Here is a 9,784-nt window from a genome sequence, read left to right as displayed (position 1 = left end):
CACCGCGTTCCGCTCCACCTGCGGCCGCTGAAAACACGGATCGAACCCCCGCGCCGCGGGGATCCCCTCGCGCAGGCCCGCCATGAAACCCGGATCAAGATCCCGGGCGATCGCATCGTGCAGTGTCGACAGCCCGACCGGCCTGCGCCCCGCCTGCTTCGCGATGCGCACCAGATGCTCGTGAGCGCGCTTCACATTGCCCTGATAGTCGGCGAGGACCTCGATAACCTCATCGGTGATCGTGAACCGGCGCCGCTCAGGCTTCTCCACACTGCCCGTGCACTCCGCCTGCTCCAGCCAGGACCACACCGTCCGCTTGTGCACCCCCACCACACCCGCGGCCATCCGCACATGCGCCGTCGTCAACTCCCCCGACGCGCGCAGCCGCAGCAACTCACGCACCGCGGCAGGCCGCAACTCGTCCCGATGCCGACCCAGCCCCTCATCCCCAGCCCCGACCCCAGGGACGTCGCCGTCCGCCGTCACCGCAGCCGACACACAGGCCACGAACGAACCAGCAACCGAGCAGCGATCACAGTGACAGCCTCCATGACGTCAACTACCGCCCCACACAGGGCAGTTCACGTCACGCCCGTGACAGACGCGACGAATGAGACGCTAAGGCCGACACTCCGACAAGAGTCCCCGCGATCACTTGGACGAGTGACAAATCCCCGTTCCACTCACCACGCCACACCCCCATGCGCTACAGAGCACAACCCAAAGGAGATCCGGCGAACACACCACCAGCCAATCCGGACTCACACCACCACCAAACCCGGAACACCACCACCAACACCAACCACCCGAAACACCCGACGACCAGCACAAAAAAGCCCCCGCCTCAATGGCGAGGGAACTCGGACACCCCAGTGCCACCTTCCCCGATCCTCACACCTTTCAAGGAACTTGACTATTCGTCAATTCCTTTGCTTTTCTTGCCAGTTCGAATTTTGGGTGAGAATACTCCCCCTGTTTTTCCGGTCGGCAAGTTATGGCCACAGGCCCGGCCTGTCTTCGCTATCCCGAACTTGCACCTCCGCCAGAACAAGCTGTGGGACAACCACGGTATGACGGACTCGTCCGGCGTGCAGCGTGCGGCTGCGGTGGAGCGGCTCCTAGGTCTCGATGCACGAGGTGAACTGATGTCTCGTCATGCCCGCTTGTTAGCACAGGCGTTGGGGCGTTCTGAGCGGACGGTGTGGCGGTGGCTGGCTGCGGGGCGTGAAGGGCGGCTGTCGCAGCGGGTTCCTGGACGGTTCACGGTGACGCCGGAGGTGCGACTGCTACTGGTGTTGTGGGGCGGGAATGCCTCGCGGGTCCATGCCGAGCTGATGGAGCGAGCGCGGGTGGATCCGGCGCAGGGGCCGGTGCCGTCGCTGGCCACCCTGCATCGGGCGATCCGCTGGGATCTGAGTGCAGGTGAGCGGGCGGGGCTGGCCCGGGGTGAGTGGGCGCGGCAGGCTCATGATGTGTTCGCGAAATGGCCGGCCTCCCATCGATCGCAATGCAGGCACCGCCGGATCACCTGGCGGCTTCCGCGCGCACGAGGTACGGCAGCCGCAAGAGTCAGCGGTTGAGATCCATGACGGGGACGCCCAGGCCTTCGTACGCGTCCGGTCGTACGGTGGCGACGAGCGCGCCGTCGGGGCGGTCCAGGGTGGGGCGGGCTCCGTGGACGGCGGCGGCGACGCCGAAGGGGATGCCCGCGCGGTGCAGGGTGGCGATGGTGTGGGCGGCTCCATAGTCCGTGTCGAGGGTGTGCAGGACGTCCAGGATGCCGAGGTAGTCGATGATGCCGGTGCGTTCGCGCTCGGCTTCCAGCGCGCTGGCGACGGGAACCCACAGGCGGACGGTGGGGTCGCCGGCCGCGACGTGAACGAGCGCAGAGACCTGCTTGTTGCCGCCGAGCGCGAGCAGGGTGTCGGCATCCAGGACGTAGTGCTCGAGGATCACGCGGCGGCGTCCCGACCGGTCCGGGGGGTCTTGACCTGGGCGGTCCGTGCAGCTTGTGCCTGGCGCATGCGCTCACGCAGATCGTCGGATTCGTCCTGGCTGATGCGGTGACCGAACTCCTCCTCCAGGAAGTCAGTGGTACGCCCAACGCGCTCGCGCAGTTCGTCAGCCGTAAGCGCGGTGGCGGCGAACTCCTCGATCAATGCACGCATCGACGTATTCCTGGCCTTGGCCAGGGCGGCGAGCTTGTCCCGTGTCTCCGAGGCGATCTTGATCGTTGTATCCACACCCCGAGTATACCCGCGGGAATACCTACGGTATCGATCGCTTCCACCGTCCGGCATCCCGGGCTCTCCGGGCGCACGGGCGTCGAATCCGTGGCTCTGGGTTGGTCGGTCCGGGGCCGTTCCCTCTGTTGTTGCGTGTCCACGCCCGATATTCGGACTCAGGGTGAGCAGCGCCACCTACTCGGTGAGGTCGTCGAAGGTCAGCTGGGTCCCCGAACTTGAGCACTGGAAGCATCGACAGGGGAACGCCTGCGGGCTGACCGGGAATCTTTTGCTGGTGACTGTCTGGCCATTCGAGAGGGACGCCCGCAGCCTCGCCATTGCGGGGTGGACAGGCTTGCCGGTGCCGGGAGGCGGCACAAGGAGCCATTTCAGGCTCCGCCGCCCGAACGCCTCCAGCGTGATCTGCTCGCCGTCCTGGGTGCGAAGGGGGTACGTGCCCACATACCTGAGCTCTCTCACCCTGGTGCCCCGCGGCACCCGTCTGGTCCTGATGATGACCCACTGGTAGGCGTAGAAGAGCACCACTACGGAGTCGATCCTGACGTCGACCTCGCTCCGGGTCTTCAGCACTGCCCCGAAGTGGGGGATGTCACGGTCGGCGGAGGCGGCAGGCCCGGCCTCTGCTCTCGTAAGGAAGAGACCCGGGGAACGCACTTTGACGGTGGGTCGCTTACGTCGAAAAGCCGCGATGGCCACGCTCACGTTGCCAGCGGTGAAAGCTGCGCTGCAGAACGCTATGACGCGAGCGACGTTGTCCGGCTGTGCCATGTGGCCCCCTCTTCACCCGGCATCTCGCGAGCACTGTGCAGCAAGCATGGCCCTCGTCTGCGCCCTGCAAGCGGGCTCTGAGCAAATCCTGAGCATCCGCGGTGCCCCAGAGTGCCTAGCGGCCAGCATGCGAAAGCGCGGCAGGCAGCTACGCGGCTGTCTCGGTGCCTGCTCGGCCCGGCCAGCCGGCCACAGCGGGCGTCTTCTTCACGCAACCTGGCGCGTGCTCCCCCGGCTCCGGACCCGCGCAGAGCCGAGCCACATCACACCGAGCATCGGACGGTTCACCGCCGAACAGACCAGCGGCAGTTCGGCCTTCACCAACGCAGCGACGGCCTGATGCGGGAGAACACCACCGGTTTCGTCCGGGAAGCCTCGGGCATGCCGACAGCCATGACCAGCCGCGGGGTGCCACATCGAGGAGAGATATGAGGCAGTTGAAGCAGATTCCGCGTGCGAATGGCGGTCGGCTTTCGCCACCGGAAAACAATCACCCCGGCTGTACGGAACAGCCGGGGTGATTGTTTTCCGCGTGCGAAAGCCGTCATCATCGCGGTGATCATTTACGGGCGGTCGACGCGCAAGCGGAGGCGCTGACTGGTTGAGCCCGGATGCCAACCCGGACCCGGCCAGGAACCGATGGAGCGTACCGGGCTGGTGGCGTCGTGGCGGGGGCGAACTCAGGGTGGAGATCAGGGTGTTGTCGGGGTTGACCCTGCTGCCGGGGCCCCGGTCCGTGGTGAAGGCTCCGTACATGAACTTTCGAGGGTCCCGTGTGCGCAGTGTTCTCAGCCGGTTCGTCGTCCCTGGGGTGTGGGCTGCCGCCATGGTGGCGGTGGTGGCGGCGTTGGGAGCTCCATTCGACACCGACCCTCAACTGAGCCAGCTTTCACTGACGGTCAGCGACTTCGCCGCGCTCGACCGCGGTGGACCGATCGAGGCGGGCATGGCGTGTCTGGGCGTGGCTTCGTTCGCCCTGCTGGCAGTGGCCCGGCGCGGCGTCGCGGCCCTGCGCGGCACGGTGGCAGTGCTGATGGTGGCCTGGGGTGCGGGCCTGGTGGCCGCAGCTGTCATCCCCACCGATCCGCTGACCGTGCATCTGAGCGCATCGGCATACGTGCATCGTTACGCTTCCATCGTGGCGTTCCTCGCCATGCCGTTGGCCGGACTCGTCCTGGCGCGGCGTCTTCGAACCGCGGGCGCCGGCACGGAGGCGCGACGAACGGTGCAGTGGCTGCGGCGGCTGTCCATCGCCGCCATCGCCGGAGCCGCGGTCATGGCCCTGTCGGCAGGACCAGGCAACCGTGAACTGATCGGACTGGTGGAACGGCTGCTGCTCGGCTGCGACGTCGCCTTGCTCGCCCTCATCGGCCACTACGTCCAAAGCCAACTGCCGACCCGCAACAATGCGCGGAGCCACCGCCGCGAGCTGCGTAGTAAACACGAGCCGCTGCCGGAGACCGCTGCACTGACGGCGTAGCCGCGACCAGGGACCAGCACCAACCCCAGCCCGGCAGTTGGCGCCGTCGACCACCTGGGAGGGTGCGGATGCACGTCCGGTCCCCTCTTCCCTAGGACAGGACGAGTGCGGCAACCACCGGGGCCGCGTACACCAACGGGAAGGGCACGTGGGAGAACCAGCGCGCCCGCACCACGGTGACCACGGCCCCGGCGAAGTACAAGGCGAGGCCGATCGCGGCCGCGACGCCGACGGCCGGCACCGCGAGCCCGACCAGCAGGCCGACAGCGCCCGCGGCCTTGGCAGCGCCCAGCCACGGCATCCACGAGGCGGGCACCCCGTAGTCGGCCATCGGCTTGACGACCCACTCTGCGCGGGCGAAGACGGAGTAGGCGGAGAAACCGGCCATGACGGCGGCGACAACAGTGACGACGGTGTGGGCGACAGACATCAGGCACTCCTCAACAGGCGTTTCCTCAGGCGGAAGTGATCCGCTGCCTGACTGACCCGCACACTGAGCCGAATGTGACACGGAGCCCACAAATTTCCGCCCATGCACTCGCAGGGCCTTCGCCCCCGTCCCTGCCCGCCGGAAGCTACATGTCCCCTGAGCGCGTTCCGCCGCTGCGCGGGCCTGCTGCACGATCGGGTGCCATCCTGAACTGGCTTGCCCTGTGGGGTGGGTGGGAAGGATGTCGCTGTGCCCAGGCCTTATCCGCGATTCCCCCGCTGCTTTGCGGCTGGTGTCTGAGCAAGGACGCCAAGGCCTAGCTGGTCTGCTGGGGGTCGGGGCCCTCGGTCTGGTTGGCCTCGGTCATCTTCCAGCCGTCGTCTGTCCGGACGAGCGTGAACGTGAGCGTCGCCAGCTGCCATCCGAGCCTGCAGAAGGACGAGCGGTACGCGCAGGGCCGGATGCTGCTCGACCGGATCGGGGCGGTGGATGGCGAACACGCCGTGGTGTGCGGCGACCTCAACGAACACCCGACCTGCCGTCGACGCCACCGCCCGCCTGATCGGGGGTGAGCATGGCCGCGATCGGCTACCACTTCGGCTCCCGCGAAGCGCTGCTGACCACGGCCCTCATCGACGCCATCGACGCATGGGGCACTCGGCTGGGGCGCACCCTGTCCGCGTACGGCACCGACGGCGCGAGCGAGGCGGAGCGTTACGAAGCCCTGTGGGCCGCGGTCATCCAGTCCTTCACCGATGACCGCAAGCTGTGGCTCGCCACGCTCGAGGGCCTGGTGCAGGCCGAGCACTCCGACGACCTGCGCCGCTATCTGTCCGGCGGACAGGTCCAGGGCCGCCGCGGGCTCGCGGCCCTGCTGCGCGGCGTACCGGAGGACGAGATCGACGACGCCACGGCCCGCACCCTGGGAGCCGCCCAACTCGCGCTCTTCACCGGCCTGATGACCCAATGGCTCACCGACCCCCAGCAGGCACCCCGGGCGCCCGACGTCGTCGCCGGCCTGCGCGCGCTCACGACGCTCGTCGCTCCGGGAAGATGACGAACCGCAGACGGGCCGGCGAGCGGTACCGACGTGAACTACGGAGGCACGACGCTCGCCGAGGACGACGCCCCGTCGGCGCCCCGGGGCGACACCTATGCGGGCGAGGGGCCGGTTGCGCCCGGGACCGTCGAGATCCCGATCTGAGAGCAATGCTCTTGCGAGAGTCAACAGCCAAGCCCTCCAGCCGACTTGGTCCCCTGATTCGCGTCGGAAGCGTGGGCATATGGATGCAGGGCCCTCTCTCGCCGCGCAAGGAGGGGACGCGGAGAAAGAGGGCCCTGCTCATCCCCGGTGCCGAGGAAGAAGATGCCCAGTGAAGCGGGGGCTTTAGAGGATGCGCTCGTCAGCGTCGAACTGGTCGACCGGCTGGTTGGTGCAGTCCGCGACGGGGCCGCCGAGCACGTTGCCGCCGACACCCTGCGGGGAGGCGACAGCGCAGCGCAGGTCGACGTCGACGAACGGGGCACCGTAGGTGTTGGCGACGCCGCCCGGGTCACCGGCGATGGCGACATCGCCGTTGTCGGTGGCGAACTCCGAGGTGCCCGTGCCGCTGACGGTGTCACCGTACGCGGCGCGCGCGGCGTCGTTCATGTCGTGCGCGGTGGTCATCGTCTCGGTCTGCGGGGCGGCCGACGCGACACCCGTGGCACCGACGGTCGCGGCGGCGGCAGCGGACGCGAGCGCGGCACCGGCCAGAACCTTACGGATCATCACTGCTCCAAAGCTGTGGGGGGATGCACGGCGGTGTCCGCCGTCATTGCCAGCTGGAACAGCTCGGGAGAAGAAACGTCACGGCCCGTCATTCGGATAGATCAACACCCTCGCCGCAGGCTCACCCGACCGGCCCCGCCCTCAGCAGAAACAGCCGTTCCCGCAGGCCGGATGAAGGGCGCCGCGGGAACGGCTGCGTCGTGCGTCGCGCGAATCTTCAGGCGCCGGTCGGCGCAACGGCACGCGTACGGTCCGTCGCTTCGACGTACGCGCGGGCCGCGACCATGACGTCACGGGCCCGGTCGTCGGCGATGCACAGCGCCGGAGCCATGTCCTCCAGCTGCGGGTTCATCCCGATCATCCACGCACGGGCGGTGTAGACCGACTCCGCCGACTGGATGAGATGGAAGATCTGGATCGCGTCGCGCAGTCGGGTCTCGGCCTCGGGCCGCGGGTTGCTGGAGCCGGACGCCCACCTGCCCACCTGCTTGGCGTCGCTGATGCCCGCCATGCGGGCGGTGAGCCGCTGGCCCAGGTTGTCCTGCAGGAAGCGCGCGATGTCCGCGATGGGCATGCTGACGGCGACGCTGTGCGCCGCGACGTACGACGGCGCGGGCTGCTTCCGGAACGTGGTCTTGGCGGTCTTCAGGGCAGGCATCAAGTCTCTCCTTCGTGGACCCGGCGGGGCATCTTGACGTTCTGTGGAGAGCTCCCGCCGGGAAGCATGACCACTACGGGAGTCGCGCGTCCGGAGGACGGCGCACGCCACGAAGGATGCTTCATACGTCCTCCCTCCCAAGGTGATACCGGAAGCGTACCCACGAAGGGGGGTCAACTCCACCTGTCCGGCCCCACTTTGAGCAAGCGTCATATGCCACGGCGCGCCGTCGAGTTCTCCGTCGGTACCGCTCTCACCTGCTGGTTCGGAGGGCATCTGAGGGGTTTCAGCCACCTGCGTGCCGTCGATGTTTGGCCGCTTTCCGCCGTACGGCAGGCACCTCAACGGGTGGGGTCGAGGGGGGATCGAGGGGTGTTTTCGAGGGCGGTGCGGGGTGTTCAGAGCATCTGCAGCCCGTACTCGTGCGCCACCGTCCGCAGCGGTTCCGACTCCGGGAAGACGTACGTGGACTCCAGGCGGGTCACCGTCGTGTTGTCGAAGAGGGCCCAGCACTGGCGCATCCCGAAGCGCGACTTGTAGGCGATGCCGTGGATGCGCGGAGCGCCGTCGGGGGTCGTCTGGGTGTGTGCCCAGCGGGCGATCGCGCGGGTCAGGCGGCGGTGCGAGCCCAGGGTGTGGTGGCGGGTGAGCTCGCTGCGGGTGACGCCGAGCGCGGGGAGCAAAGGTTCGAGCAGGGTGGCGAGGGCCTTGAGGGTGGTGTCGTCGTCGACGTCTAAGAAGCGGCTGTCCTTCGCGGGTTCCAGGCGCAGCAGGGTGTGCTTGGCGCTCCAGTCGCGGACCATCTTGCCGGGGGCGACGAAATAGGGCTCGTGCCAGTCGAGGTCGACGAGTTCGCGCACGTCGGGGTGGACGCGGAACGGCGCGAGCGCCTCGGCGAAACAGCCGTCCTGCCGGGAGGCGCAGTAGAGGGTGCCGTGGGTGCTGGCGCTCCAGGCGTTGCCCGCGGTGCTGTCCTCGTCCGGGGCCGCGAGGACGTCGTAGCCGAGCGGGTCGGACGTCTTGCCCAGTCGCCATACGCCGCCGGCCGGGGCCGGTACGAGTCGGACGTCCCTGACGTCTGCGACGTCGGCTGCTGGGTCGGTGGTCATGGGCTGGCTCGGCTTCCGGGACGAACGGTACGTCCGTTGGGGCCCTCCGAACGGGGCAGCCCGTCGACGCGGGCCGACGGGCCGGTGAGGGCGCTGTGTCTTCAGTTCTGTGTCTTGGGTCCTGAACCGGGGCGGGGGCACGGCCCAGTTGATCAATTGTGGTACCAGGGCGCACGGTACGCGAGTCTCTTGCGGGACATCCCGGGGGCGCACGATGCATTCCGGGGGGCGCATAGGCCGTGAGCATGTGTGGGCGGCCGGCCCGGGTCTATTGGACCAGCGCGGGATGCGCCAGGTCGAGGGCGGTCAGGGCCGTTCCGGCGTGCCCGGCCAGGGCCAGCAGGACCGTCGCCGTGCCGGGCTGGACGGTGGCATCCAGCCAGGTCAGCGGGGACGCCGTGGCGAGGGTGAGCAGTTGGCGCCCGGTGGCCGCGTCCCACAGCAAGGCGATGCCGTCGCGGGCCGCGCTGACGACGTACGTACGGTGCTCGGCGGTGAAGGTCGCCAGGGCCTGGACCGGGGCGTGGTGTCCCGTCAGGGGCCCGCCGAGCGGTCGGCCGGTGTCGAGGTCCCACAGCCGGATGCCGCCCTGGTCCCCGGCGGTGACGACGAAGGGCGCGAGGTCGCCGGCCGGCGCCGTGTTCAGGGCGAGCGCGTGCAGGATGCCCTGGTCGCAGCGGATGCGCCGGGCGCCCTCGTCCGGGGTGTCGGGGTGCCACAGGTGGACGACGCCCTCGGTGCCGCCGGTGGCGAGACGGGGCCGGCCGTCGGGGGTGCGGGCGGCGGCGATCGCCTTGACGCTCATGGTGTGGCCGTTCCACGTCCGCAGCAGGCTGCCGGTGTGCAGGTCCCACAGGCGGGCGCGGTAGTCCTCGGACGCGGTCAGGAGCAGCGCGAGCGCGCCGTCCGGGCTCGTGCAGGCGGCGATGTGGTGCGTCGGCGCGGTGCAGTCGAGCGGCGGCAGCGGCTGTGCGGCGGGGGCGGCCGGGTCCCAGGCGCGGACGGTGCCGGCCGGGTCCGCGTACAGGAGCAGGTGCCGCGCGCCGCGCCGGGCCCAGGTCAGGGTGGTCACCCGGCCGGGGGCGGTGAACGCCGAAGTGACCGCGCCGGTACGGGTGTGGGTGAGGCGGACGGTGGTGTCGTGGGCGGTCGCGACGACCGGGCCCTCGTCGGCGTGCCACAGCGCGGTGGCCGTGGGACGGCTGGGGGCGGCGGTGTCGCCGGAGGTGAGCCGCCGGCCGATCTCGGCCGCGGACCATACGCGTACGGTGGCGTCGCCCGCCGCGGACAGCAGGGCGCCCGCGCTCCCCGGTAGGACGGTG

At 69.2% G+C, this 9,784-nt stretch carries 10 protein-coding genes and 2 pseudogenes; 3 read left to right on the top strand and 9 right to left on the bottom strand.

Going from position 1 to position 9,784, the window contains the following annotated elements:
• From G3I40_RS09465 to G3I40_RS09450, 4 genes and pseudogenes are all read right to left on the bottom strand, one after another.
• Positions 1–402, bottom strand: a pseudogene (locus G3I40_RS09465) (transposase); the annotation flags it as partial.
• Positions 403–1,569: 1,167 nt separating this feature from the next.
• Entirely contained in the window at positions 1,570–1,956 is a 387-nt protein-coding gene (locus G3I40_RS09460) for a hypothetical protein (protein ID WP_164301711.1), read from the bottom strand.
• Positions 1,953–2,243, bottom strand: coding sequence for a hypothetical protein (locus tag G3I40_RS09455; RefSeq protein ID WP_164301710.1), 291 nt, complete (start codon positions 2,241–2,243; stop codon positions 1,953–1,955). The genes G3I40_RS09460 and G3I40_RS09455 overlap by 4 nt, the downstream gene beginning before the upstream one ends.
• Positions 2,244–2,420: 177 nt before the next feature.
• Positions 2,421–3,014, bottom strand: coding sequence for a hypothetical protein (locus G3I40_RS09450; protein ID WP_164301709.1), 594 nt, complete (start codon positions 3,012–3,014; stop codon positions 2,421–2,423).
• Positions 3,015–3,789: 775 nt separating this feature from the next.
• Here G3I40_RS09450 and G3I40_RS09445 point away from each other — a divergent pair.
• Complete coding sequence (locus tag G3I40_RS09445; protein ID WP_164301708.1) at positions 3,790–4,494, top strand: DUF998 domain-containing protein; 705 nt, start codon at positions 3,790–3,792, stop codon at positions 4,492–4,494.
• Between the two features lie 91 nt (positions 4,495–4,585).
• Here G3I40_RS09445 and G3I40_RS09440 read toward each other — a convergent pair whose 3' ends face one another.
• Positions 4,586–4,924 carry a DoxX family protein gene (locus G3I40_RS09440; protein ID WP_164301707.1) on the bottom strand — a complete coding sequence of 113 codons (339 nt, stop codon included), beginning with the start codon at positions 4,922–4,924 and terminating at the stop codon, positions 4,586–4,588.
• Positions 4,925–5,325: 401 nt separating this feature from the next.
• Between G3I40_RS09440 and G3I40_RS09435 the strand changes: the two genes are divergently transcribed.
• Together G3I40_RS09435 and G3I40_RS09430 are read left to right on the top strand one after the other, a co-directional pair.
• On the top strand, positions 5,326–5,496 hold the full coding sequence (locus G3I40_RS09435) for a hypothetical protein (protein ID WP_164301706.1): 171 nt from the start codon (positions 5,326–5,328) through the stop codon (positions 5,494–5,496).
• 2 nt (positions 5,497–5,498) lie between these two features.
• Positions 5,499–5,981 (top strand): TetR family transcriptional regulator C-terminal domain-containing protein, encoded by a 483-nt coding sequence (locus tag G3I40_RS09430; RefSeq protein ID WP_164301705.1) that lies wholly within the window; start codon positions 5,499–5,501, stop codon positions 5,979–5,981.
• Between the two features lie 330 nt (positions 5,982–6,311).
• Here the strand turns inward: G3I40_RS09430 and G3I40_RS09425 are convergent, their stop codons facing one another.
• The 4 genes and pseudogenes from G3I40_RS09425 to G3I40_RS09410 all read right to left on the bottom strand — a co-directional run.
• Entirely contained in the window at positions 6,312–6,695 is a 384-nt protein-coding gene (locus G3I40_RS09425; protein WP_164301704.1) for a hypothetical protein, read from the bottom strand.
• Positions 6,696–6,912: 217 nt separating this feature from the next.
• Complete coding sequence (locus G3I40_RS09420; protein ID WP_343244873.1) at positions 6,913–7,353, bottom strand: XRE family transcriptional regulator; 441 nt, start codon at positions 7,351–7,353, stop codon at positions 6,913–6,915.
• 398 nt (positions 7,354–7,751) lie between these two features.
• The gene (locus tag G3I40_RS09415) at positions 7,752–8,462 is read right to left on the bottom strand and encodes an RES domain-containing protein (protein WP_164301703.1); all 711 of its coding nucleotides are present in this window, start codon (positions 8,460–8,462) and stop codon (positions 7,752–7,754) included.
• 268 nt (positions 8,463–8,730) lie between these two features.
• A pseudogene (locus G3I40_RS09410) lies at positions 8,731–9,784 on the bottom strand (hypothetical protein); the annotation flags it as partial.

It is taken from the genome of Streptomyces sp. SID14478 (assembly GCF_010548525.1).
Taxonomy (GTDB): Bacteria; Actinomycetota; Actinomycetes; order Streptomycetales; family Streptomycetaceae; genus Streptomyces.
The sequence above is the reverse complement of the archived record's forward strand: the minus strand, read 5'-3'. Positions and strand labels throughout refer to the sequence as shown.

Excerpts from the sequence above, each read along its gene's own strand:
- G3I40_RS09425 (WP_164301704.1), bottom strand. The coding sequence starts at position 6,695 with ATGATCCGTAAGGTTCTGGCCGGTGCCGCGCTCGCGTCCGCTGCCGCC.
- G3I40_RS09430 (WP_164301705.1), top strand. The coding sequence starts at position 5,499 with ATGGCCGCGATCGGCTACCACTTCGGCTCCCGCGAAGCGCTGCTGACC.
- G3I40_RS09450 (WP_164301709.1), bottom strand. The coding sequence starts at position 3,014 with ATGGCACAGCCGGACAACGTCGCTCGCGTCATAGCGTTCTGCAGCGCA.
- G3I40_RS09415 (WP_164301703.1), bottom strand. The coding sequence starts at position 8,462 with ATGACCACCGACCCAGCAGCCGACGTCGCAGACGTCAGGGACGTCCGA.
- G3I40_RS09420 (WP_343244873.1), bottom strand. The coding sequence starts at position 7,353 with ATGCCTGCCCTGAAGACCGCCAAGACCACGTTCCGGAAGCAGCCCGCG.
- G3I40_RS09440 (WP_164301707.1), bottom strand. The coding sequence starts at position 4,924 with ATGTCTGTCGCCCACACCGTCGTCACTGTTGTCGCCGCCGTCATGGCC.